Annotated in this window: 22 protein-coding genes; 11 read left to right on the top strand and 11 right to left on the bottom strand. The window is 75.4% G+C overall.

The annotated features are described in order from the left end of the window. On the bottom strand, nucleotides 1-3,135 hold the full coding sequence (locus ACFYNO_RS09440) for a ferritin-like domain-containing protein (RefSeq protein ID WP_388007950.1): 3,135 nt from the start codon (nucleotides 3,133-3,135) through the stop codon (nucleotides 1-3). Next, complete coding sequence (locus ACFYNO_RS09435) at nucleotides 3,132-4,595, bottom strand: flavin monoamine oxidase family protein (protein WP_388007947.1); 1,464 nt, start codon at nucleotides 4,593-4,595, stop codon at nucleotides 3,132-3,134. The genes ACFYNO_RS09440 and ACFYNO_RS09435 overlap by 4 nt, the downstream gene beginning before the upstream one ends. Nucleotides 4,596-4,941: 346 nt before the next feature. On the opposite strand from ACFYNO_RS09435, the gene ACFYNO_RS09430 reads away from it, so the two are divergent. From ACFYNO_RS09430 to ACFYNO_RS09405, 6 genes are all read left to right on the top strand, one after another. Then, nucleotides 4,942-6,030, top strand: a complete 1,089-nt coding sequence (locus ACFYNO_RS09430; protein WP_388007944.1) for a methyltransferase — start codon at nucleotides 4,942-4,944, stop codon at nucleotides 6,028-6,030. A gap of 3 nt (nucleotides 6,031-6,033) precedes the next feature. Further along, entirely contained in the window at nucleotides 6,034-7,194 is a 1,161-nt protein-coding gene (locus ACFYNO_RS09425; RefSeq protein ID WP_388007941.1) for a hypothetical protein, read from the top strand. 104 nt (nucleotides 7,195-7,298) lie between these two features. Then, on the top strand, nucleotides 7,299-7,712 hold the full coding sequence (locus ACFYNO_RS09420; RefSeq protein WP_388007938.1) for a heme-binding protein: 414 nt from the start codon (nucleotides 7,299-7,301) through the stop codon (nucleotides 7,710-7,712). 71 nt (nucleotides 7,713-7,783) lie between these two features. Next, nucleotides 7,784-9,148, top strand: coding sequence for a UDP-glucose dehydrogenase family protein (locus tag ACFYNO_RS09415; protein WP_388007935.1), 1,365 nt, complete (start codon nucleotides 7,784-7,786; stop codon nucleotides 9,146-9,148). A gap of 19 nt (nucleotides 9,149-9,167) precedes the next feature. Then, on the top strand, nucleotides 9,168-10,145 hold the full coding sequence (gene rfbB / locus ACFYNO_RS09410; RefSeq protein WP_388007932.1) for a dTDP-glucose 4,6-dehydratase: 978 nt from the start codon (nucleotides 9,168-9,170) through the stop codon (nucleotides 10,143-10,145). An 8-nt stretch (nucleotides 10,146-10,153) separates the two neighbouring features. Further along, a complete protein-coding gene (locus tag ACFYNO_RS09405) occupies nucleotides 10,154-10,816 on the top strand; it encodes an arylsulfatase (protein ID WP_388007929.1) in 663 nt (220 codons plus the stop codon). On the opposite strand, the gene ACFYNO_RS09400 is transcribed toward ACFYNO_RS09405, so the two are convergent. Continuing rightward, nucleotides 10,759-11,724 carry a transcriptional regulator gene (locus tag ACFYNO_RS09400; RefSeq protein ID WP_388007926.1) on the bottom strand — a complete coding sequence of 322 codons (966 nt, stop codon included), beginning with the start codon at nucleotides 11,722-11,724 and terminating at the stop codon, nucleotides 10,759-10,761. The two genes, ACFYNO_RS09405 and ACFYNO_RS09400, sit on opposite strands and share 58 nt — an antisense overlap. A 36-nt stretch (nucleotides 11,725-11,760) precedes the next feature. Further along, nucleotides 11,761-12,582: a prolipoprotein diacylglyceryl transferase gene (gene lgt, locus ACFYNO_RS09395; protein ID WP_388007923.1), complete on the bottom strand. Its 822-nt coding sequence runs from the start codon at nucleotides 12,580-12,582 to the stop codon at nucleotides 11,761-11,763. A gap of 144 nt (nucleotides 12,583-12,726) precedes the next feature. Here lgt and ACFYNO_RS09390 point away from each other — a divergent pair, with 144 nt between their 5' ends. Continuing rightward, the gene (locus tag ACFYNO_RS09390) at nucleotides 12,727-13,953 is read left to right on the top strand and encodes an MFS transporter (protein WP_388007920.1); all 1,227 of its coding nucleotides are present in this window, start codon (nucleotides 12,727-12,729) and stop codon (nucleotides 13,951-13,953) included. After that, complete coding sequence (locus ACFYNO_RS09385) at nucleotides 13,935-14,723, top strand: arylamine N-acetyltransferase (protein ID WP_388007917.1); 789 nt, start codon at nucleotides 13,935-13,937, stop codon at nucleotides 14,721-14,723. The genes ACFYNO_RS09390 and ACFYNO_RS09385 overlap by 19 nt, the downstream gene beginning before the upstream one ends. 21 nt (nucleotides 14,724-14,744) lie before the next feature. Here the strand turns inward: ACFYNO_RS09385 and ACFYNO_RS09380 are convergent, their stop codons facing one another. Then, the gene (locus ACFYNO_RS09380) at nucleotides 14,745-15,695 is read right to left on the bottom strand and encodes a 2-hydroxyacid dehydrogenase (RefSeq protein ID WP_388007914.1); all 951 of its coding nucleotides are present in this window, start codon (nucleotides 15,693-15,695) and stop codon (nucleotides 14,745-14,747) included. A gap of 114 nt (nucleotides 15,696-15,809) precedes the next feature. Here ACFYNO_RS09380 and ACFYNO_RS09375 point away from each other — a divergent pair, with 114 nt between their 5' ends. Together ACFYNO_RS09375 and ACFYNO_RS09370 are read left to right on the top strand one after the other, a co-directional pair. Then, on the top strand, nucleotides 15,810-17,300 hold the full coding sequence (locus tag ACFYNO_RS09375; RefSeq protein ID WP_388007911.1) for an SDR family NAD(P)-dependent oxidoreductase: 1,491 nt from the start codon (nucleotides 15,810-15,812) through the stop codon (nucleotides 17,298-17,300). Between the two features lie 37 nt (nucleotides 17,301-17,337). Then, nucleotides 17,338-17,793, top strand: coding sequence for an NUDIX hydrolase (locus ACFYNO_RS09370; RefSeq protein ID WP_388007908.1), 456 nt, complete (start codon nucleotides 17,338-17,340; stop codon nucleotides 17,791-17,793). A 7-nt stretch (nucleotides 17,794-17,800) separates the two neighbouring features. On the opposite strand, the gene ACFYNO_RS09365 is transcribed toward ACFYNO_RS09370, so the two are convergent. From ACFYNO_RS09365 to ACFYNO_RS09355, 3 genes are all read right to left on the bottom strand, one after another. Beyond that, nucleotides 17,801-18,247, bottom strand: a complete 447-nt coding sequence (locus ACFYNO_RS09365) for an SsgA family sporulation/cell division regulator (RefSeq protein ID WP_388007905.1) — start codon at nucleotides 18,245-18,247, stop codon at nucleotides 17,801-17,803. Nucleotides 18,248-18,376: 129 nt separating this feature from the next. Then, nucleotides 18,377-18,676 carry a hypothetical protein gene (locus ACFYNO_RS09360; protein WP_388007902.1) on the bottom strand — a complete coding sequence of 100 codons (300 nt, stop codon included), beginning with the start codon at nucleotides 18,674-18,676 and terminating at the stop codon, nucleotides 18,377-18,379. A gap of 59 nt (nucleotides 18,677-18,735) precedes the next feature. Next, entirely contained in the window at nucleotides 18,736-19,110 is a 375-nt protein-coding gene (locus ACFYNO_RS09355) for an ArsR/SmtB family transcription factor (protein ID WP_388008366.1), read from the bottom strand. A gap of 115 nt (nucleotides 19,111-19,225) precedes the next feature. Between ACFYNO_RS09355 and ACFYNO_RS09350 the strand changes: the two genes are divergently transcribed. After that, the gene (locus tag ACFYNO_RS09350) at nucleotides 19,226-20,449 is read left to right on the top strand and encodes an MFS transporter (protein WP_388007899.1); all 1,224 of its coding nucleotides are present in this window, start codon (nucleotides 19,226-19,228) and stop codon (nucleotides 20,447-20,449) included. Nucleotides 20,450-20,518: 69 nt separating this feature from the next. On the opposite strand, the gene ACFYNO_RS09345 is transcribed toward ACFYNO_RS09350, so the two are convergent. From ACFYNO_RS09345 to ACFYNO_RS09335, 3 genes are all read right to left on the bottom strand, one after another. Continuing rightward, on the bottom strand, nucleotides 20,519-21,355 hold the full coding sequence (locus tag ACFYNO_RS09345; RefSeq protein WP_388007896.1) for an SAM-dependent methyltransferase: 837 nt from the start codon (nucleotides 21,353-21,355) through the stop codon (nucleotides 20,519-20,521). Between the two features lie 183 nt (nucleotides 21,356-21,538). Beyond that, nucleotides 21,539-22,249, bottom strand: coding sequence for a GNAT family N-acetyltransferase (locus ACFYNO_RS09340; protein ID WP_388007893.1), 711 nt, complete (start codon nucleotides 22,247-22,249; stop codon nucleotides 21,539-21,541). 92 nt (nucleotides 22,250-22,341) lie between these two features. After that, nucleotides 22,342-23,364: an ABC transporter substrate-binding protein gene (locus tag ACFYNO_RS09335; protein ID WP_388007890.1), complete on the bottom strand. Its 1,023-nt coding sequence runs from the start codon at nucleotides 23,362-23,364 to the stop codon at nucleotides 22,342-22,344. Nucleotides 23,365-23,383 lie beyond the last annotated feature (19 nt).

The raw sequence follows: 23,383 nt of genomic DNA, 5'->3' as shown, positions 1-23,383 counted from the left end.
TCACGTCCTTCCGCCAGGGGCCGGGTGCAGGGCCTCCCGCAGCACGCCGTCCAGGTGCGCGAGCACCCCGCCGACCTGCTCGGGCACCAGCGGGCAGTCCCGGACCGCCCGGTGCAGCCGCGCGGTGCGCCGGCGCAGCAAGTCCCGGGCGCGCGCCGGATCGGGCACCGGCACGGGCGCCCGGGTGAGCGCGAACGGCGGCCCGGCCGTCCGCCCCGGCACCCCCGAGGGCAGGGTGACCAGCAGTTCGGCGAGCGGGCGCAGCACCCCGTTCATCACGTCGATGGCGGCGTTCATCAGCGCGGAGCGGCGCAGGCTGGGGCTGGCCGGCTCACCGAAGTGCTGCACCATCAGCTGGGCCATCAGCCCGTACGCCTCGTCGCAGAGCCGGGCGATGCCGCGGGCGGCCGGGTCGGTGATCTGCTGCTGGTTGCCGCCGGGGCTGAACCGGGTGGGGTTGCGCAGCACGGGGTAGCCCAGCCGCGGCACCTCGGGCCCGGGCTCCGGCCCGAGCCCGTCCAGCAGCCCGGCGATCCGCCGGAACGACGCGTGGTGCGACTCCTCGCCCAGGTCCTCCCCCTCTGGAGCGGCCGCCCCTCCCCCCTCCCCCTGCTCCGTCACGAAGTCGATCGCGAACAGCGCGCTCGGCAGGTCGTCCACCTGCAGCTGGTAGTCCGGGTGCGCGGAGTTGACGGAGCGTCGCAGGAAGACGTGGTGCTCGCCGCCCGCCCGCTCGCCACGGCGGTCGAAGAGCCCGGGCTGCCTGGTCAGCCCGTCCCGGATCGCGGCGTAGAGCCCGCTGAGCGTGTCGGAGGCGGTGGGCGCGAGCGCGGCCCGGTTGCCGTAGCGCGGGTCGGGCAGGCCGCGGTCGGGCTGTTCCAGCGCGATGAACCGCTGCACGCTGCCCGCGGTGAGCCCTTCGAGCGCGAGGTCGAGCGGGATCCGCAGCCGCTGGTTGAGGGTGGCGAAGTCGAGCGCGGGGAACCGGAACCGCTCGCCGATCGCGGTGAGCAGGTTGTTGACCACCAGGAAGTGCGTCATCTCCTCCCGGGCGATCCGCAGCAGGGTGCTGCGGACGGAGTGCTCCAGGGTCTCGCCGCCGTCTCCGCTGACCAGCCGCAGCCGCTCGGCCGTCCAGCCGCCGGGCCGCAGGTAGCCGAGGCCGGCGCCGTGGGTGGGCAGCGAGTAGGCGGCGTAGAGGTACTGCAGGGTGACGGCGAGTTCGATCGCCACCGCCTCCCAGAGCGCGGCCACCAGCTGCGGCCGGGTGGTGAGCGGGGCGGGCGGCGGGCCTCCGGGGGCCGCGGGTGCCAGGGTGAGCAGCGCCGCCGGGGTCTGCAGCGCGCGCAGGTAGCGCAGCAGCAGCCGGGCCTTGGGCTCGGAGAGGTCGCGGGTGGGCGGCATGTAGTAGGTGCGGGACTTGTTGCGCGGGTCGCACATCTGCCAGATCAGCCGGGCGTAGGTGTCCACCCGGGCCCGGTCGGCCAGGCTGAACACCTCGGCCTTCATGAAGCCGGAGGTGAGTTCGTAGTGGGCGAAGACCTCGCGGTAGAGCAGGTCGAAGCTGAGCCGGTCGGCGGGCAGGCCGTCCAGCCGCCAGTCGTCGGGCAGCACCCGCAGGGCCAGCTGCCCGGCGCCGGACCAGTAGCCGAGCGCGTCCTGGTCGTCATGGGCCCGCTCCGGCGCGCCCTGGGGCGAGGCGCCACGGTCGGGCGACGGGCCGCCGCCGGGCAGCGGGCTGCCGGGCGGGGCTAGCAGCAGCCGGGCGGTGCCGGCCCGGGCGCCGCGCAGGGTGAACCGGCCCAGCCCGTCGGGCCCGGTCTCCACGGTGCAGCTCTCGCCCCAGTCGCCGGCCCCCGCCCGCAGCCGGACCACCGCGGCCGGCGGGTCGAGCGGGCGGGCCCGCGGGTTGGGGTACTGGCGGACCTCGATCCCGCTGACGGCGGCGGGCCGCCCGCGCAACTGGGCGCGGACCACCACCTCGGTGTCCCACTCGCCGTCAGCCGGGTGCCGGGTGTGCTCCAGGAAGAGGGCGGCCTGGTCGGTCTGCACGGTGACCTCGCGCTCGCGCAGCGCCGTGCGGCGGCTGCCGTCGGCGGCCACCCGGTCCAGCCGCAGCGGCTCCGCCACCTCGTCCCGCCCCTCCGCCCTGGGCAGGGTGAGCACGGTGCGCGGCAGCGGCTCGGGCAGGGTGGCGAGCAGCCGGCCGCTGCCCTCCGCGCGCAGCTCCCAGCGGCCGGGGCGCTCCGGCACGGGCGGCGGCGCGGCGATCAGGTTGACGCCGACGGTCCGCTCCCCGATCTCGACGGTCAGCTCCCGGGGCGCCTGGCCGGTCCACCGGCCGTCCGCGGTGAGCAGCCGCCCGGCCGGGTAGCTGCTGAGCTCGCCCGGCCGCCAGGGGGCGATGGTGCCGTCCAGCCGCCAGCCGACCGGCCGGCCGCTGGGCAGCGGGCCCGGCAGCGCGTTGAGCACCAGCTGCACCACCAGCCCGGCGGCGCCGCCCCGCTCGATCAGCCGGCGCAGCCGGGCGACGGTGGGCGAGGGCTCGGCGGAGGGCCAGCCGAGCGCGGCGGCGGCCACGGTGAACTGGTGCACGCTGCGCAGCGGCAGCCGGGGGACGGCGCTCGGGCCGGGCGGGAAGACCTGCCAGCGGGGCGGCTGACTGCCCGTCACCTCGCCGGTGCAGAGGTAGCCGACGTCGTGCGAGCGGCCGAGCCGGCCGAAGCAGAGCTGACCGACCATCAGGGTGGTGGTCCAGGAGGAGGCGGGGTCGACGTCGAAGACCCGGGCCCGGTTGGCGGTGGTGGCGAAGTACTCGTTGTAGTGGCCCCAGAGGTCCACGCTGCGGCCGAGCAGCGGCTCGGGGCCGTCGGGGGCGGGCTCGACGGCGGTCACGGCGGCGTCCACGGTGAAGTGGCCGTTGGCGTCGAAGTGCGTGCCGGGACCGGTGCGCAGCTCCAGCCGGTCCAGCTCGCGGTGGTACTCGGCGGCGGGGCGGTGCGGCGGGAAGCGGCGGCCGTCGGGGGTGAGCGCGGTGTTGCCGCCCAGGTCGAGCAGGCCGGTGCGCAGCCCGGTGGGCAGCTGGGTGGTGGCGGTGCCGGCGAAGTGCAGCCGCGGCAGGTCGAAGACGCTCACGCACCCACCTCGCAGGGTTCGTCGGCGTCGAGGGCGGGGGCCGGGTAGCGGTGGATCTGCCGCACGGCCTGCTGGGCGGACTCCACCGCGCCCTCGATCCAGGCGGGGTGGCCGGAGCAGTGCTCGCCGGCGAAGAAGAGCCGGCCCTGCGGGCGGGCCATCCGCTCCCGCTCCTCCTCGCAGGCCTCGGCGTCCTTGCCCCAGCGGACGGCGGCCGCACCCCGGGTGGAGGGCTCGCTGCCCCAGACCTGGTCGGCGACCGAGAGCACCATGCCCGGCCGGCGCAGCTCGGGGTGGACGGCGGCGAGCTCGTCCAGCACGGCGGCGATCCGGGCGGGGCGGCTGAGTTCGGCCAGCCGGTCGGCGTCCTGGCCGATGGTGTAGCTGGCGAGCAGCGCGGCGCCGAGCCGGGGGTCGCCCTCCACGGGCGGGTAGTAGGTCTGCCGGATCAGGCCGCCCGTGAAGGAGCCGCCGCCGGTGATGCCCTCCCGGGCCCAGAACGGCTCGCGGCAGTGCAGCGCGACCTTGGTGGCGTTCCAGTACCGCTGGTCGGCTATCGCGGCCACCTTCCGGTCGTCCAGCCCGCGCAGCTCCAGGCCGCGCAGCACCGAGAACGGGATGGTGCAGAGCACGTAGTCGCAGGACCGGGTGCGGCTGCCGAAACCGTGCCGGATCCGCAGCCGCACCTCGCGCTCGCCCAGCTCGATGCCGGTGACCTCGTTGCCGCAGTGCACCGGGCCGCGGATCCGCTCGCGCAGCCGGTGGACGAACTGGTCCAGGCCGCCGGCCAGCCGCAGCAGGGTGGAGCCGGTCTCGTTGACGATGTCGTCGACGAACCGGTAGAGCCGGCCGCGGCAGCCGGCCCGGATCTGCGGGTGGTCGGCGAACAGGCCGTGCAGGTCGATCAGTTCGCCGCCGCCGGGGCGGCGCACATAGCGGCTGAGGTCGATCCCCTCGACCAGGCCGATCAGCTCGGCCTCCAGGCCGCGGGCGACCGCGTCGCGGAAGTCGCCGGGGGCCAGCGCGTTGACCCGCACCGCCATCCAGGCGCCGAAGAGCAGCATCTGCGGGGTGTAGTGCTCCGGGGCGCCGGCGGGCAGCCGATCGCGCAGTTCCTCGACCAGGGCGGCGGAGGCCTCCCGGATCCGCTGGTGGCCGCGCCCGGTGCGGACGTAGGCGGCCTCGTCCTGGAAGAGCGTGGTGAACTCGCGCAGCTTGTCGGCCAGTCCGAGGGCGCGCAGGTAGTCCAGGGTGCGGTGGTGCCCGGCGGGGATCCGCATCGCGCCCAGCTCGACCAGCGGGCCGGGCCGGCCGGGCAGGAAGCGGTGGGTGCGTATCCGGCCGCCGATCCCCGGATGGCCCTCCAGCACGACCACCCGGTGGCCGAGCCGCTCCAGCTCGTGGGCGGCCACCAGGCCGGCCACGCCGGCCCCGATGATGGTGACGCGCTTGGCAGCCATGCCCTTCCCCCTTCGGTCGGCCGACCGCTCCCGACTGCGCTGACCGCGCCGGGCCGGTCGTGCGGAACGCTGCGGCCGGCTGGATCCTCCGACCATCTGGCAATTGTCCGAAAGGTCTGCCTTCGTCCGCATCCCCCGTTCTGGTGGACTCCCGGCGGCCGGATCCGCTCCTCCTCACCCGTTCGCGCCATCTGACGGCGGGTCACCCCGCATGTTCGAACGGTTTGCGATGGCACGCATCCGAACCACCCCTCGGCGCGGACATGCTGGGAGCAGCAGCCGCGGCGGGCCGGACCCGCCGGCGGCCGCAGCGATCGGCCTGCCGAGCGAGGAGGGAGGAGCGGCGATGGCACCGAACACCCGCGGCACGCCGGGCCCGGCGACGGAGGTCGCGGGCCCGGCGATGCCGCGGCCGCTGGAGGGCGCGGTCTACGGACTGCTGGCCACCCGCGCGCTGGAGCTGGCGGTGCGTCACGGGGTCTTCCGCGAGCTGGCGGAGCACGGCCCGAGCCGGGACGGCGAGCTGGCCACCGCCCTCGGGCTGGACCGGGACACGCTGGGCCGGCTGCTCACCCTGCTCCGCTCGCTGGAGGTGGTCACCGCCGACGCCGAGGGCCGCTACACCGTGCCCCCGCACTCCCGCCCCTACCTGGACGGCGCCGACCCGCGCTTCCTCGGCGGCTTCCTGCGCCACCTGGTGGAGAGCACCGCCGATCAGCTGGCCCACCTGGAGGCCTGTCTGACCCGGGGCAAGGCGGCCGCCGACGCCGCCCTGCCGGAGCCGTTCGCCCGGATCTACCGGGACGAGGAGTCCACCGACCGGTTCCTGGACGCGATGTGGCAGCTCAGCTTCGACGTCTCCGGCGAGCTGGTGGAGCTGGCCGGGCTGGACCGGGTGCACCACCTGGTGGACGTGGGCGGCGCGGGCGGCCCGTTCGCGGTGGCCGCGCTGCTGCGCCGGCCGGTGCTGCGGGCCACCGTCTTCGACCTGCCGCAGGTGGCCGGCCGGCTGCGGCAGGCGGGGCTGCGGTTCCGGCTCGGCGCCCGGCTGGCCTTCGCCCCCGGCGACTTCCACCAGGACGAGCTGCCCCGCGGCGACTGCCTGGCCTTCGGCTACATCCTCTCCGACTGGCCGGACGAGGTCTGCCTGGAGCTGCTGCGCAAGGCACACCGGGCGCTCGCCCCGGGCGGGCTGGTGCTGGTGATGGAGCGGCTCTTCGACGAGGACGGCTACCGCCCGCTGGCCACCGCGGCGATGAACCTGGCGATGCACGCCGAGACCCAGGGCCGCCACCGCACCGCGGCCGAGTACCTGGGCCTGCTGCGCCGGGCCGGTTTCACCGACTGTGCGGTGCGCCGCTCCGGCCGGGAGAAGCACCTGGTGCTCGGGCGCCGCTCGGAGAGCGCGTTGCACCCGCCGGGCCGGTGGTGGTGAGCCGTGGCCGAGCCGGTGACCGCGCCGCTGCCGGGGCGCGGCGAGGAGATAGCGCGGATGCAGAGCGCGCTGGGGCGGGCGGCGCTCAGCGCGGCCCAGCGCGAGCGGCTGGCCGACTGGTACGAGGAGACCCGCGGGGCCGCTCGCGGGTCCGCCCGCCCGGCGGCCTCGCCGGCCGGCGAGGAGCAGGTGGTGGTGGCGCTGCTGACCCGTCCGTTCAGCCGCCGCACCGACATCCCGGAGTACTACCGCTACACCAGCCTGCACGTCTACGACTGGTTCCTGACGCTCTACCGGCAGGAGCCGGTGGAGGCCGGGATCGCCGCGATCCGGGCCACCCTGCTGGACCTGGCCGCGCGCGAGCAGGCGCCGCACCCGCTGCCGGGGTACGGCCCGGCGGAGGCGGCGGAGCGGCGCGAGCGGCTGGCGGAGCTGATCGGGGAGCTGGACGGGCTGCTCGCCACCCCGTGGCGGGCGGCCGACGAGCGGCTGGCCCGGCGGCTGCAGGTGCTGGTGCGCTGCACCGGGCTGCCGCAGTCCCAGGTCCACCACGAGCACCTCTTCCTGCGCTCGGTGCACGCCTGCGAGGTGGTCTTCTTCCTGGCCCGCTGGAGCGCCTGCCGGGCGGTGGCGGCGATAGCGGCGGGCGACCGCGCGGCGGCGCTGGCCCACCTCGGGCGCACGGCCGGCTGCGCGGACCTGCTGAGCGGCATCCTGCGGGTGCTGCGCACCCTCTCGCCGGAGCAGTTCCTGAGCTTCCGGGCCGAGACGGGCGCGGCCAGCGCCGTGCAGTCGCTCAACTACCACCTGGCCGAGCTGGCGGTCTACGGCTACGACCCGCGCAAGGCCGGCATCTTCCGCGGCCTGACGCACCTGCGGCCGCTGAACGAGCCGCCGCTGCGCGACCTCTGGCCGCTGCGGGCGGCCGTCGAGTCGGCCCGCGATCCGGAGCTGACCGCGGCGCTGCTGGTGGTGGAGCGCTCGCTGCTGGTCTGGCGCGGCCGGCACTACGGCTTCGGGCGCAGCCACCTGCCGCGCGAGGTCAAGGGCTCGGGCGGCACCGAGGGGGCCGGCTACCTCAAGCGGATCGTCGACAAGGAGATCTGCGGCACCGGTCCGCCGGCGCCGCTGCCGGAGGCGATGTTCCGCTTCGCGCTCTCCTGAGGCACCGTGATAGAAGATCTGACGGCACATCAACTTCCTTAGCTGACAAGCACATTGGCATCATTCCAAGCAATCGCACCCCCTGACGAGAGGACCATCCGACCATGTCCAACGCCCCCGTGCTCGACGCCGCGCTCTCCCGCAAGGTCCTGGACGCCGCGCTGGCCCAGGCCGCGCAGCTCGGCGTCGCCGTCGCGGTGTCCGTGGTGGACGCCGGCGGCAACCTGCTGACCACCGCCCGGGCCGACGGCGCGACCTTCTGGGCCACCACCCTGGCCACCCACAAGGCGACCACCGCGGCCGGCCTCGGCGTGCCGACCGCCGACTTCGGCAAGGCCGCCGCGGCCGACCCGGTGCTGCTCGCCACCATGGCCGCCCAGCCGGGCTTCGCCCTGCTGCCCGGCGGCATCCCGATCGTGCTCGACGGGGCGATCGCCGGCGCGATCGGCGTGGCCGGCGGCACCCGCGGCGAGGACCAGCCGGTCGCCGAGGCCGGAGCGGAGGCCGCCAACGCCTGACCCGGACAACCGCAGGCGGTGTGCCGCGCGGCGCACCGCCGGCCGGCCCCCGATCCGGGAGACTCGACGCCATGCGCGTATCGGTGATCGGCTGCGGCCACCTCGGGACTTCGCACGCGGCCGCGATGGCCGAGCTGGGCCACGAGGTGATCGGCGTCGAGCAGGACCAGGAGAAGTGCCGGGCCCTGGCGGCCGGCCGGGCGCCCTTCTACGAGGAGGGCCTGGACGAGCTGCTGGCCCGGCACACCGCGAGCGGCCGGCTGCGGTTCACCGACCGGCCGGCCGACGCGGCCGACTGGGCCGAGCTGCACTTCCTGGCCGTCGGCACCCCGATCGACCCGGAGGGCCAGGGCTACCGGACCGATCAGCTGACCGGCGCGCTGCGCACCCTGGTCCCGCTGCTGCACCAGCCCTGCACCATCGTCGGCAAGTCCACCGTCTCCGCGGGCACCGTGGAGCGGCTGCAGGGCATCATCGACCAGCTGGCCAACGTCCCCGGGATCGAGCTGGTCTGGAACCCGGAGTTCCTGCGCGAGGGCCACGCGGTGGCCGACACCCTGCGCCCGGACCGGATCGTCGCGGGCCTGACCTCCCCCGAGGCCCGCAAGGCGATCGAGGCGGTCTACGCCCCGGTGCTGGCCCAGGGCGGGACCGAGCTGGTGATCACCGACCCGGCCACCGCCGAGGTCGCCAAGTCCGCCGCCAACGCCTTCCTGGCCGCCAAGATCTCCTTCATCAACGCGATGGCCGAGGTCTGCGAGCGCACCGGCGCCGATGTCGCCGACGTGGCCCGGGTGCTGGGCATCGACCCGCGGATCGGCCCACTGGGCATGCGCCCGGGCATCGGCTACGGCGGCGGCTGCCTGCCCAAGGACGCGACCGCCTTCACCCACCGGGTGCGCGAGCTGGGCGCGGGCACCGCCGCCGAGCTGCTGCAGGCGGTGGACGGGGTCAACCGGGGCCGGCTGGAGGCCGCGGTGGCCCTGGTCGAGCGGGCCGCGGGCGGCCGGCTGGAGGGGGCCAGGATCGGTTTCCTGGGCGCCGCCTTCAAGGCCGGGACCAGCGACGTCCGGGACTCCCCGGCGCTCCGGCTGGCCGACCGGCTGCACCTGCGCGGCGCCGTCGTGGTGCTGCACGACCCCCGGGCGCTGGCCGAGGCGCACCGCGCGCTGCCGCCCGCGCAGGTCCGCGAGACGGCGCTGGAGGCGGTGGCCGAGGCCGACCTGGTGGTGCTCGGCACCGAGTGGCCCGAGTACCTGACGGACCCCCGGTTCCCGGCCGCGGCCGCCGCGTCGGTGCGGCTGCCGATCCTGGTGGACGTGCGCACGGTGGTGGAGCCGCTGCCCTGGCTGGCCGCCGGCTGGTCGGTCTGGCAGCTCGGCCGCCCGCCCCGGCACCCGCAGCCGCCCGTCCCGCCGGCGGAGCCGCAGCGGTAGGACCAGTACGTTTGTCGATATGACGCGCATCCTCGTGACCGGCGGCGCCGGCTTCATCGGCTCCCGGTTCGTCCGCCACCTGCTGGACACCCGACCCGGGGTCCGCGTCACCGTGCTCGACAAGCTGGCCTACTCCGGGGTGGCGGCCAATCTGGACCCGGTCGCCGACCGCCCCGGCTACCGCTTCGTCCGCGGCGACATCTGCGACCCGGCGGTGGTGGCGGAGGTGATGGCCGGTCAGGACGCGGTGGTGCACCTGGCCGCCGAGTCGCACGTGGACCGCTCGATCACCGGCGCCGACGCCTTCGTCCGGACCAACCTGACGGGCACCCAGGTGCTGCTGGACGCCGCGCTGCGGGCCCGGATCGGCCGCTTCCTCCAGGTCTCCACCGACGAGGTCTACGGCTCGATCGCCGCCGGCGCCTGGACCGAGGAGCAGCCGCTGGCCCCGAACTCGCCCTACGCGGCCAGCAAGGCCGGCGCCGACCTGCTGGCGCTGGCCCAGCACCGCACCCACGGCCTGGACGTGGTGGTGACCCGCTGCTCCAACAACTACGGCCCGTACCAGTTCCCGGAGAAGCTGATCCCGCTCTTCACCACCCGGCTGCTGGCCGGCCGGCCGGTCCCGCTCTACGGGGACGGCCGCAACGTCCGCGACTGGCTGCACGTCAGCGACCACTGCCGGGCGCTGGCCCTGGTGCTGGACGGCGGCCGGGCGGGCGAGGTCTACCACGTCGGCGGCGGCACCGAGCTCTCCAACCGGGAGCTGACCGGCCTGCTGCTGGCGGCCACCGGCACCGACTGGAGCCTGGTCCGCCGGGTGCCGGACCGCAAGGGCCACGACCTGCGGTACGCGCTGGACGGCGGCAAGCTCCGCCGCGAGCTGGGCTTCGAGCCCACCGTCCGCTTCGAGGCCGGACTGGCCGCGACCGTGGACTGGTACCGGGAGCACCCGTCCTGGTGGCAGCCCCTGCTCGAGCGGGCGGCGCTGGCATGATGGCGCCCATGCCCGTGATCGGTTTCCTGCACACCGCCGAGATCCACGTCCCCGCCTTCCGCGCCCTGCTCGCCGAGCTCGCGCCGGACGCCCGCGACCTGCACCTGGTCGACGCCACCCTGCTGGCCAACGCCCGCGACGGGCTGCCGTACCAGGAGCGGCTGACCGCCCGGCTGGCGGAGCTGGCCGGCGGCGGGGCCGAGGTGGTGGTCTGCACCTGCTCGACCATCGCGGGCGCGGCCGAGCGGCTGGTCCCCGGGGTGCTGCGGATCGACCGGCCGATGATCGAGCAGGCGGTGGCCCACCGCCGGATCGGCCTGGTCCACGCGCTCGAGTCCGCCCTGGCACCCGCCCGTGAGCTGCTGGCGGAGCTCGGCGCGGGCTGCGAGGTGGTGGAGCTGCCCTGCCCGGCGGCCTGGGCGCTCTTCGAGGCGGGCGACCTGGCGGGCTACCGGGCGGCGGTCGCGGCCGAGGTGCGCGCGGCGGCCGCCGGTCTGGACGTGGCGGTGCTCGCCCAGGCCTCGATGGCCCCCGCCGCCGTGCTCCTCGCCGATCTGCCGCTCCCGGTGCTCGCCAGCCCCCGGCCGGCCGTGGCGGCGGCCCTGGCGGCGGCTCAGCTCCGGGCCGCCGGGCCGGCCACCAGCGCGTCGCCCAGCTCGGTCCGGGCGTAGAGCACCACCCGGCCGGCCCGGCGCCGCCGCAGCAGTCCGGCCTCCAGCAGCACCCTGAGGTGGTTGCCGACCGAGCCAAGGCCCTGCCCGGTGAGGGCGACCAGGTGCGTGGTGCTCAGCGGCTCCGCCAGAAGCACCAGGATCCGGGCCCGCGCCGGGCCCAGCAGCCGGCCCAGCGCCGGCTCCCCGGGCGCGCCCGGCTCGGCCAGCACCCCGCCCGCCGGGTAGACGATGGCGTGCCGCTGCTCGTCCCAGGCGAACCAGCCCTGACTCGGCGTCACCGGCACCAGCAGCAGCGCCGTCCCGCCCAGCTCCCGCGGCTCCTGGTCACGCAGCGTGATCCGCAGCCGGCTGTCCCCGAGCCACCGCATCCCGGGCCGCAGCCCGGCCAGCGCCGCCTCCCAGCCGCCCTGCGCGAGCCGGGTGGTGCGGGCCAGCACATCCGCCTCGACCACCCGGCGCCGCCGCGCCCAGTCGGGCCGCACCACCGTCCGCCACACCCAGTCCAGCAGCTCGGCCGCCCGCCCCGGCAGATCGGCCCCCGCCAGCACCGGCGGCAGCGCCCCGCCCATCGCCCGCGCCAGGTCCGCCCGCGCCCGCCCGCCCTCGGTGCCCGCGACCCGCGCCAGCTCCTGCTCGAACTCCCCTTCCCCGGCCCGCGGCGTGGGCGTCAGGAAGGTGGCGTTCCACGATCCGCCCAACCCGCCCCGCACCAGCTCCGCCCCCACCGGATCCCCCGCCACCCGCTGGCGGTACCGCGGCACCCACTGCGCCAGCCACTCCCGCTCCCCGGGATGCCCGGCCCGCGCCTGGTGCAGCGCTTTCAGCACCGCCGTGGTCTCGGCCAGCGGCGACACCGCGAACCTGCTCCCGGCCAGCGTGTCGGCATCGAGCTGCCACCACCCCACCGGTCACCTCCCCCCTGCCGCTGCGCTGACGGAGCCTCAGTCGGCCGCCGGCACCTCGACCGCCTCCGGCTCCTCCGGCTCCTGCGCCTGCACGGGCCGCACGGCAGGGCGGCGCTGCAGCAGGGCCGTCCAGACCAGGCCGCCCACCGTCAGGGCCGAGGCGACGAAGAAGTTCAGCCGCAGGCCGAGGAAGTGCTCGGAGGCGTCCACCCGCAGCGACTCCTCGAAGATCCGGAACGCCGAGTACCCCACCACGTAGAGCGTCATCAGGCTGCCGGGCCGCAGCCGGCCGCGCTTGCCCAGCTGGATCAGCACGGCGGCGAGCAGCAGGTCCCAGACCAGCTCGTAGAGGAAGGTCGGGTGGAAGGTCGTGTCCTGGAGGTAGCCGGCGGGGCGGAACGCGGGGTCGATCTCCAGGCCCCAGGGCAGGCCGGTCGGGCCGCCGAACAGCTCCTGGTTGAAGTAGTTGCCGATCCGCCCGACCGCCTGGGCCACCAGCAGGCAGGGCGCCAGGGTGTCCATCATGGCGGCCACGTCGGCGCCCGCCTTGCGCACCCGCCAGACGCCGACCAGCGTGGCCAGCGCGACCCCGCCCCAGATGCCGAGCCCGCCGGACCAGACCGCGAACGGGCCCCACCAGTGCGGCGGGATGTACTTGGGCGTGGTGATGTCGAAGTAGATCCGGCCGCCGACGATGCCGGCCGGCACGCACCAGAGCGCGACGTCGTCCACCAGCTCCGGGTCGCCGCCGGTCGCCACCCACCGCCGGCGGCCGATCAGCACGGCCAGGCTGATCCCGACGATGTACATCAGCGCGTAGAAGTGCACGAAGAGCGGCCCGATGGAGAAGCCGTTCACGGAGGGCGACGGTATGGCAGCCAGCAGCATGCCGCGAGCGTACCGGCGCCGCCGCCACCCGCACGGCGCGGGGGCACCGCCCGCACCTTTCGCCCCCGCGCGAAACTCTGGCGCCCGCCCCCGCCCGCTCGGCAGGGTCGCCGCATGCCCGCTCCCACCACCCTGCGTGCCCTCGCCGGGGTCCCCGGCTTCACCCCGCTGCTGCTCACCGCCACCGCGCAGAGCGCCGCCCAGACCACCGCCGGACTGGCCGTCGGCCTCGGCGTCCTGCACCGCACCGGGTCCGCCCTGCTGGCCGCGCTGGCGATGTTCGGCCCGGCGCTGGCCCGGGCGGTGGGGGCGGCGACGGTGCTGCGCTGGGCCGACCGGGTGCCGCCGCGCGGGGCGCTGGCCGGCACGGCGCTGCTCTTCGCGGCCGGCACGGCGGTGCAGGCGCTCCCCGGCCTGCCCGGCCCGGTGCTCTTCGCGGTGCTCTTCGGCCTGGGCACGGCCGGCTCGCTGGCCGGCGGGGTGCGCGGCGGACTGCTCAGCGAGCTGCTGCCGGCCGGCGCCTACGCACTGGGCCGGGCCGCGCTCAGCATGGCGGACGGGCTGCTGCAGGTGGCCGGCTTCGCCCTCGGCGGGCTGCTGACGGCCCTGCTGACGCCGGGCGCCACCCTGCTGGTCGCCGCCGCGCTCCACCTGGCCGCCGCCGCGGTCGCCCGGTTCGGCCTGCCCCGCCGACCGCCCCGGCAGCGCGCGGGCCGCACCCGGCCCGCGCTGCGGCTGCTCGCCGACGGTCCGCGCCGCACCGTGCTGCTGGCACTCTGGCTGCCGAACGGGCTGGTGGTCGGCTGCGAGTCGCTGCTGCTCCCCTACTCCCCGGCCCACGCCGGCCTGCTGCTCGCCTGCGCGGCCGCCGGGATGCTGCTGGGCGACACGGTGACCGGCCGGTTCCTGCCCGCCCGGCTGCGCTCGCGGCTGGCCGTGCCGCTCTGCCTGCTGCTCGCCGCGCCGTTCCCGCTGCTCGCGCTGCACCCGCCGCTGCCGCTGGCCGCCGCCGCGGTCGCGCTCGGCGCCATCGGCTACGCGGCGGCCCTGCCGTTGCAGGAGCGCCTGCTCGCGCTCACCCCGCCCGAGCGGCACGGCCAGGCGCTCGGGCTGCACAACGCCGGCATGCTCACTGCCCAGGGCGCCTGCGCCGCCCTGGCCGGCGCCCTCGCCGACCACGGCTCGCCCGGCACCGCCATCGCCCTGCTGGCCGCCGCCTCGCTCGCCACCACCCTGGCGCTGGCACCGGGGCTGACGGACCGCCACCGTCCTGTCGGGCCGGTAGCCTGCGGAACGACCGACCGGAACGATCGAGGAACGACATGGACGACGCCCGTCTGACCGCCTACCTGGCCCGGCTCGGCCTGCCCCGGCCCACCGCCCCCGACCTGTCCGCCCTGCGCGCGCTGCAGCAGGCGCACCTGACGGTCTTCCCGTTCGAGAACCTGAGCGTGCGACTGGGCGAGCCGATCGAGCTGACCGAGGAGGCGCTGGCCGCCAAGCTGCTCGACCGGCGCCGCGGCGGCTTCTGCTACGAGCTCAACGGCGCGTTCGCCGCACTGCTCGGCGCCCTCGGCTACCGGGTCGAGCTGCTGAGCGGCCGGGTCTTCGCACGCGGCGGGCGGGGCCTGCCGTTCGACCACCTGGCACTGCGGGTCCGGATCGACGGGCAGGCCTGGCTGGTGGACGTCGGTTTCGGCCGGCTCAGCGTGCTGCCGCTGTGCCTGGACGAGCGCGGTGAGCAGGCCGACCCGGCCGGCCGGTTCCGGATCACCGAGCACCCGGTGCCCGGCGGGCCGCTCCCCGACCTGGACGTCAGCGACGAGTCGGGCCTGCTCTACCGCCTGGACCAGCGCCCCTACCAGCTGGCCGACTACGTGCCCAGCTGCTGGTTCCAGGCCACCTCGCCGGACTCCCCGTTCACCGGCCGCACCCTCTGCTCGCTGCTCACCCCGTCCGGCGGCCGGGTCACCCTGGTGAACGACCGGCTGATCCTGGGCGAGGACGCCGGGCAGACCGAGCGCGCCCTGAGCGGAGCGGAGCTGCGCGAGGCCTACCGGGAGCACTTCGGCATCGAGCTGACCGAGGCGCAGGTCGGGCGGCTGGTCTGACGGCCGGTTCACCACCGGCGGTCAGTTCACCACGTGCTCCAGCGGCTCGCCGTTGGCGAAGCGGGCCAGCTGGGCGCCGATCAGCCGCTTGGCCCGGGGCAGGAAGGCCGAGGAGCTGCCGCCCACGTGCGGCGTGATCAGCACCCCGGGCGCGTGCCAGAGCGGGTGCCCGGCGGGCAGCGGCTCCGGGTCGGTCACGTCCAGCGCGGCCCGCAGCCGGCCCGAGGCCAGCTCGGCGAGCAGCGCCTCGGTCCGCACCACGGGCCCGCGGGCCACGTTGACCAGCAGCGCGCCGTCCCGCATGGCGGCCAGGAAGCCGGCGTCCACCAGTCCGCGGGTCTGCTCGGTGAGCGGCACCACCAGGATCACCACATCGGCCCGGCCCAGCAGCTCCGGCAGCTCGCTCAGCGCGTGCACCGGACCGCGGGCGGTCTGCCGGGCGGTCCGGGCGACCCGGTCCACGGTCACCTCGAAGGGCAGCAGCCGGTCCTCGATCGCGCTGCCGACCGAGCCGTGGCCGACGATCAGCACGTTCTTGTCGGCCAGCGCCGGGTAGAAGCCGGCCCGCCACTGCTCGGCGTCCTGGCCGCGGACGAAGCCGGGCAGGTCGCGCAGCGCGGCCAGGGTGAGGGCGACGGCGAGTTCGGCGGTGCTGGCGTCGTGCACCCCGCGGGCGTTGCAGAGCGCCACCCCGGCCGGCACGTGCGGGGCGATGTCGTCGGTGCCGGCGGTCTGGGTCTGGACGGCCCGCAGCCGGGGCATCGATCCGATGAACGGCAGCACGGTGTCGGTCCGCAGGTAGGGGGTGACCAGCAGCTCGACCCGCGCCAGCAGCTCGGCGGGCGGCGGTCCGGGGCGGCCGTCGGTCCGGTCGCCGTCGAAGGTGTGCAGCTCGAGCCCGCCGGCGGGCAGGCCGGGCAGCTGTTCGGCGGGGTAGGGCGTGAGGACCACGGGGGCGGCAGCAGCGATCATGCCGGGCAATCTACCGAGTACCCGGGTCGGCGCCGTTTGGCCGGGTGCGGCGCACTCCGTACGATTCATCGAGTAATCGGGGCGGAGAACCAGGGCGAGCAGGGAAGCAGCGGGATGACCAGGGCAGCGGAGCAGCAGGACGCGGGTACGGCCGAGGCGGAGTACGGGCCCGGTCTCGACCCCGAGCGGCTGCGGCTCTGCCTGGAGGTGCTGGGCGAGCTGGACGGGCTGGACGTGGACCACCCGGACGCGATCGCCGTGCGCCGGGCCGTGGCGCACATCTTCCGCACCGTGAAGCAGCGCCGCCGCCAGGAGGTGCGCGCGGCCAAGACCGCCAACGACCGCGAGGTGACCTCGCGCACGGCCACCGGCGCGCCGGGCCGGATCGACGACGAGACGGCCGGCGTCTTCGGCCTGTCCTCGCCGTCCGCCGGCCGCGAGCTGGCCGGCATCCTGCAGCGGCCGCGCTCCTGCTACGTCTGCAAGCAGCGCTACGTCGAGGTGGACGCCTTCTACCACCAGCTCTGCCCGGACTGCGCCGAGCTGAACCGGTCCCGCCGCCACCAGCGGGCCGACCTGACGGGCCGTCGGGCGCTGCTGACCGGCGGCCGGGCCAAGATCGGCATGTACATCGCGCTGATGCTGCTGCGCGACGGCGCGCACACCACCATCACCACCCGGTTCCCGAAGGACGCGATCCGCCGCTTCAAGGCGATGCCGGACAGCGCGGAGTGGCTGCACCGGCTGAAGATCGTCGGCGTCGACCTGCGCGACCCGGCGCAGGTGGTGGCGCTGGCCGACTCGGTGGCCGCCGAGGGCCCGCTGGACATCCTGATCAACAACGCCGCCCAGACGGTGCGCCGCTCCCCCGCCGCCTACGCCGAGCTGGTGGCCGCCGAGGCGGCGCCGCTGCCGCCGGGCGAGCTGCCCGCGAGCCAGGTGATCGGCGCCTTCGGCAGCGGCGCGGTGGACCGCCCGGCGCTGCCGGGGCAGGCCGCCGGCGAGGTGCTCTCCGCGCAGCAGGTGGCGGAGCTGGCGCTGGTCACCGGTTCGGCCTCGCCGGCCCGGATCGCGGCGGGCACGGCGATCGACGCGGGCGGCCTGGTGCCGGACCTGGTGGACACCAACAGCTGGGTGCAGACGGTCAGCGAGGTCGACCCGATCGAGCTGCTGGAAGTGCAGCTGTGCAACTCGACCGCGCCGTTCATCCTGGTCAGCCGGCTGCGTCCGGCGCTGGCCGCGGCCGCGGCCCGGCGCAAGTACGTGGTGAACGTCTCCGCGATGGAGGGCCAGTTCTCCCGCGGCTACAAGGGCGCGGGCCACCCGCACACCAACATGGCCAAGGCGGCGCTGAACATGCTGACCCGGACCAGCGCCCGGGAGATGCTGGAGGCCGACGGCATCCTGATGACCGCGGTGGACACCGGCTGGATCACCGACGAGCGGCCGCACCCGGACAAGATGCGGCTGGCCGACGAGGGCTTCCACGCGCCGCTGGACCTGGTGGACGGGGCGGCCCGGGTCTACGACCCGATCGTCCGCGGCGAGCGGGGCGAGGACCTGTTCGGCTGCTTCCTGAAGGACTTCGAACCGAGCAACTGGTGAGCTAACTCGCCCGGTGGGGCGGGAGAGGCGGGGAACCGTGGGCGCTGCGACCGGGACGCACCTGATCGGGGCGGGCGTGATCGTGCCCAGCACGGACGGGCGGGAGGTGCTGATCGGCCGCCGCACCACCGCCGGTGAGCCGCCGACCTGGAGCCTGCCGGGCGGCAAGGCGGACGGTCCCGGCGAGTCCTTCGAGCAGACCGCCGCGCGCGAGCTGGCCGAGGAGACCGGGATCGTGCTGCCGGCCGAGCGGATGCGGGTGCTCGGGGTGGTGCTGGACCACGTGGAGGGGCGGCCGCGGCTGACCGCCGCGGTGCTGGCCCCGCCGAGCGACGCGCCCGCCTTCGTGACCGAGCCGCACGCCTGCGCGGGCTGGGAGCGGGTGCGGCTGGAGGAGCTGCCGGAGCCGATGTTCGGGCCCTCGGCCTGGGTGCTGGCGCAGTGGCTGCCGGGTCACGGGCTGCCGGCCGGGGTGCACGCCTACCGGCTCTGAGGGCGGCTCAGCCCTGCCCCTCGTCCGCCTCGTCCGCCTCGTTCTCCAGGACCGCGCCGAGCCAGCACTCCAGCGCGTCCGAACACTGCTCGCCGCCGGAGGGCACCCGGGCGTAGCTGCGGTCCAGGAAGTCGCGCAGCCCCTGCTCCTCGGCGCGCAGCACGGCGGCCGCGCCGTCGGCGCCGCGGAGCAGCATCAGCACGTGGTCGAGGTCGGCCTCGGGCTCCAGGATCACGTCGCCGGTGCCGGCCGGCGCCTCCAGCCCCTTGGCGAGCAGCTCGCGGGCGAAGGTCCAGCGCTCGGGGGCGCCGAGCGGGAGCAGGAAGTCGACCCGGACCGCCAGCGGGTCGTAGCTGTCGTAGGCCCAGGTGGAGCGGAGTGGAATCCGCTCGTCCTGGCCGGGGATCAGTAGCTCCACCGCCACCTCGGCCGTCACGTTCTCGTCGCCGCTCATCTCGTACGCCTCCGATCCGGTCGGTGCGCTCCCCGTGCGCGTCGTGCGACCGCTCTTGCCCCGCTACCGGGCGGTCAAACCGCCCGAAAGTCCCTGGACAGGGCGCCGGAGGGCAGGACCGCTCGCTGCTCAGGACGCGTCGAGGCGCCGCCGCAGTTCCGCACCCAGCTCGGGATAACCGGCCGCGATGTCGAAGAGGTCGACCTGATCCGGTAGGTCCCACGCCTCTTGACGGCTGATCAGGAAGTCGGCAGTGGCCTGGACCACACGCGGCTCGGGCCGGTCGGCGAGCCCCAGCTCGTCCACCACCTCGGGTTCGGCCCGCAGCCGTGCCGCGACCGGATCGCGGCCGCTGTCGTCGCCCAGCTCGACCAGGTACTCATGGTCACCCAGCGGCTCGATCCGCCGGATACGAATCTCCGTACTCATACGGCCAGCACTACCCCCAGCTGCCCGTTCGGAAAACCTGGCCGTGCGCCGAACGGCGGTCACCGCGGCTCGGCCGGCTCCCAGTCCGCGATCAGCGCCAGCAGGCCCGGGAACCGCAGCTCCAGGTCGGCCACCCGCACCTGGCTGCGCCGCTCCAGCCCGTACTGCCGCTGCCGGGTGACCCCGGCCTCGCGCAGCACCTTGAAGTGGTGGGTCAGCGAGGACTTCGGCCGGTCGATGCCGAACCAGCCGCACGGCTGGTCGTACTCCTCGGACTCCAGCAGCAGCTTGCGCACGATCGCCAGCCGCAGCGGGTCGGCGAGCGCACCTAGCACCTGCTCCAGTCGCAGCTCGGCCACCCCGGGCTCGGCCAGCGGCTCGGGCGCGCCGGGGCGCGGCGGCGGCGGTTCGAAGGCCGGTGCGGCGGCGGTCATCGGCGGTCCCTCCCGATCCGGGATCAGCTGTACGAGTTTCATCGTACTGCATGCTATCTTCGAAAAAACTCGTACTGAGTTCGAGAAAACTCGTACAACCTCCGGGGGGACACCCATGTCCGCGACTCTCACCACGGGCGCGCCCGTGGCCGGCCGTGAAGCACCGCGCCGCTGGATCTGGGCGGCGGCCTGGCCGGTCACCGCCGTCTTCGTGCTCTCCAACGCCGCCACCCCGCTCTACGTGCTGTGGCAGCGCTCGATCGGCTTCTCCAAGGGGACCCTGACCCTGGTCTTCGCCTGCTACATCGCCGGGCTGCTGGCCTCGCTGCTGGTCAGCGGCACCCTCTCGGACCGGCTGGGCCGCAAGGTGGTGCTGCTGCCGGCGATCGGCCTGGCGCTGGCGGCCTGCGCGGTCTTCGCCACCGCCGCCTCGGTGCCGGCCCTGATCGCCGCCCGGCTGCTCACCGGCATCGCGGTCGGCGCGGTGGTCAGCGCGGGGATGGCCGCCGTCACCGACGTGGCCGGGTCGCGGCGCCGCCCGCTCGCCGCGCTGATCGCCTCCTGCGCCATGGTCTTCGGCGCCGGCCTCGGCCCGCTGCTGGCCGGCCTGCTGGCGCAGACCGCCCCCGGGCCGACGGTGACGGTCTTCCTGGTCGAGGCGGTGCTGCTGGCCCTCGCGGTGCTGACGGTCCTGCGGATGCCGCTGCCGCCGCGTCAGCGCGGGAACAGCGCCGGCGGGCGCCGGCTGCGGGTGCCGGGCGTGCCCGCCGGGGGGCGGCTGCCGCTGCTGCTCGGCATCGCGGTCTTCGCCCCGGGCATCACCGCCACCTCCTTCGTGCTCTCGCTCGGCCCCTCGCTGCTCGCCTCCCTGCTGCACTCGAGCAGCCGCGTGCTGGCCGGGGCGATGGCCTTCGTGATGTTCGCGGCGGCCACCGGCGCGCAGTTCGCGGTCCGCCGGATCCGGCGCCGCACGGTGCTGCTGGCCGGCGCGGCGGCCACGGCGGCCTCGATGGCGGCGCTGGCGCTGGCCGTGCGCGGCGGCTCGATCCCGCTGCTGGTGCTCGCGGCCGCGCTGGCCGGCACCGGCCAGGGCCTGGGCCAGCTCGCCGGGCTCTCGCTGCTGAACACCGCCGTCCGCCCGGACCGGCTGGCCGAGGCGAACGCGGCGCTCAACGTCGGCGGCTACCTGCCCGCCGGCATCCTCCCGGTGGCCGCCGGCTACCTCAGCGACGCGATCGGCCTGACCACCGGCGCCACCCTCTTCGCCGCCGTGCTGGCCGGCCTGGCCGTGGCGGGCGGCCTGCTGGTGCTGGCCAACCGCCGGCGGCTCGCGGAGTGAGGCGCGACGTGCGACCGCCACCGTCCCGCGGAACGCACGGGGCGGTGGCGGCGGATCCCACCGGGGCGGTCAGTGCTTGACGGCGATCCCGGCGTAGAAGGAGACCTGCGCGTCCGTCACCTCGGCGGGCAGCCGCGACTCGGACTCCTCCGGGCGCCAGCGGTGGGCGGGCACGACGCCCGGCTCCAGCAGCTCCAGCCCGTCGAAGAGCGACTCGAACTCGGCCTTGGGGCGCAGCTTCAGCGAGGTGCCGGCCTGGTTGTAGATCTCCTGCACCTTGAGCGCGCCCTGCGGGTCCAGGTCCGCGGTGGCGTGCGAGAGCACCAGCACCGACCCGACCGGCAGCGGGGCGAGCAGCCGGTCCACGATGGCGCGCGCGTCGGCCAGCTCGGGCACGAAGTGCAGCAGGGCGATCATCGAGAGCACCACTGGCTGCTCGAAGTCCAGGGTCTCCAGGACCTGCGCGGCGCCGAGGATCTTCTCCGGCTCGGTGACGTCGCCGTGCACATAGGCGGTCCGGCCCTCGGGCGAGCTGGTCATCAGCGCCCGGGAGTGCACCAGCACGATCGGGTCGTTGTCCACGTAGACCACGCGCGCATCGGGCGCCACCGACTGCGCCACCTCGTGCAGGTTGGGCGAGGTGGGAATGCCGGTGCCGATGTCCAGCCACTGGCGCAGCCCGCGCTGGGCGGCGGCCCGGGTGGCGCGGTGCATGAACGCCCGGTTGGCCCAGACGGCCGCCCGCATGCTCGGGAAGACCGTCAGCACCCGCTCAGCGGCTTCCCGGTCGACCGGGTAGTTGTCCTTGCCGTTGAGGAAGTAGTCGTACATCCGGGCGCTGTGCGGTATGTCCTGCCGCAGGAGGGCGCTCGGGGGCGTCTCCTGGCCCTGGTCCTCGGTGCTCATGCGCGCCACTCCCTTGCTCTCCCCGATGATGGTGCCGCGCCGCAGTGTAGCCAAGATGATGATCACTTTGGCAGTGGCTGACATGGCTTCCCGGGGTCGCCCTGCTGAAGAGTGACGGTCCGTCCGGTGCGCCCGGCCGTTTCCGAGGCAGCGCTGACGGCGCGCCCCGGCTCCCGCCCGCCCTCAGCTCGGTCCCACCACCCGCACGAACACCGTCCGCCTCCGCAGGGTGAACCCGATCGACTCGTACAGCCTGATCGCACTCGTGTTCGCCGCGGCAGTGTGCAGGAACGGCGTGTCCCCCCGCTCCCGGATGCCGGCGGCGACGGCCCGGACCAGGCGGGTCGCCAGGCCCCGGCCCCGGTGGGCCGGGTCGGTGCAGACGGCGCTGATCTCGGTCCAGCCGGCCGGGTGCAGGCGCTCGCCCGCCATGGCGATCAGCGGGCCGTCCGGGCCGTCCTCCCGGATGCCGAGGTAGGTCCCGAGTTCGATGGTCCGGGGCAGGAAGGGCCCCGGCTGGGTGCGGGCGATCAGGTCAAGGATCTCGGGCACGTCGGCCGGGCCGAGCCGCACGGCCTCCGGCGCCGGCTCGGCGCGCAGCGAGGTGTCGGCGAGCTGCACGCCGGCCACCTCGCCGTCGATCCGCCAGTCGGCGGGCGGTTCGAGGCTCCCGGTGAGCGCGGCGGCTCCGCCCGGGCCGACCAGGGCGGCCAGGTCGGCCCAGGCCCCCGGGTCGGCCGGGTCGGCGAGCGCACCGAACGGGGAGACGTCCTCGGGATAGCGGGCCGCCCGGCCGACCCGCTCGGCGAACCGGGCGTGCGGGCCGCTGAGCGCGGCCCAGACCGGATTGTCGAGCAGGTCGAGCTGCGGAGGGGTGATGCTGGTGGTGGGCACGGTGCCTGGTCTCCCTGTCTGTCCGGTGGTGTCGCGGCGATCGGGGCCGACGGCCGGTCCGGCCATCATCGCCGGTCGTCGGCCCCCGGCCGTCAGGAGTTGCTCAGCGGCAGGCCGGGCGGGTTGATCTGGGAGCTGGGCACCGCCTCGTTGGCGAGGTTCCAGGCCGCCAGCCACTTGGCGTACTGGCCGTCCTGGATCAGGTGGTTGAGCGCGTCGGCGACCGGCTTCGCCAGTCCGCTGTCCTTCTTCGCGGTGGCCGCGATCAGCCCCTGCAGGCTCTCGCCCGCGCCGGAGTAGGTGCCCGCGTTGCGCACCGGGTCCGGGCTGCCCGCCTTCTGGGTGATCTGGTAGGCGATGCCGGGGTTGGGTCCGAAGGAGGCGTCGATCCGGCCGCTGGTGAGGGCCAGGTAGATGGCGTTGGGGTCCGGGTAGTAGGAGATGGTGAGCTGCTTGCCCTCCGCCTTCAGCTTGCTCTGCCACTCCAGCAGGATCTTCTCCTGGTTGGTGCCGGAGCTGACCGCCACGGTCTTGCCGGCCAGGCTGTGGTAGTCGCCGCCGAAGCTCCAGGTGCTGCTCTTCAGCACCTCGAAGGCGAGGTTGTCCTGGCGGTAGGAGGCGAAGTCGTACTTCTTCTTCCGCTCCTCGGTGTCGGTGACGTTGGAGAAGAGGACATCGGTCTTGCCGCTGTCCAGGCCGACGAACATGTTCTCCCAGGTGGCGTTCTGCAGCACCGGCCTGAGGCCGAGCACGGCGGCCACCAGTCGGCCCAGGTCCGGCTCGGCGCCGGTGAGGGTCTTCTGGTCGCTGCCGACGTAGGCCAGCGGCGCGAAGCCGGCGGGCAGCGCGCCGACCCCGATCACCAGCTGGCCGGACTTGACCACCGAGGCCGGCAACTCGGCGCGGATATCGGCGACTTCGGGCACCGTGAGGTCGGTCTGGGTGGCGGCGCCGTTGGCCAGCGCGCCCACCGTCACGCTGTCGCCGGAGGCGCCGCCGGACGAGCCCGCGGCGGTCGAGCCGCTGCTGCCGCAGGCGGTGACGCCGATGGCGAGCGCGGCGCCGGCGACACCTGCGGAGAGCGAGCGGATCAGTCTGCTGCGGAAACCGGGCATGGTCGTTCCTTGGTTCGTG

This window comes from Kitasatospora sp. NPDC006697 (assembly GCF_042869935.1).
In the GTDB taxonomy this organism is placed as follows: Bacteria; Actinomycetota; Actinomycetes; order Streptomycetales; family Streptomycetaceae; genus Kitasatospora.
This window is presented reverse-complemented; position numbering and strand designations above follow the sequence as displayed.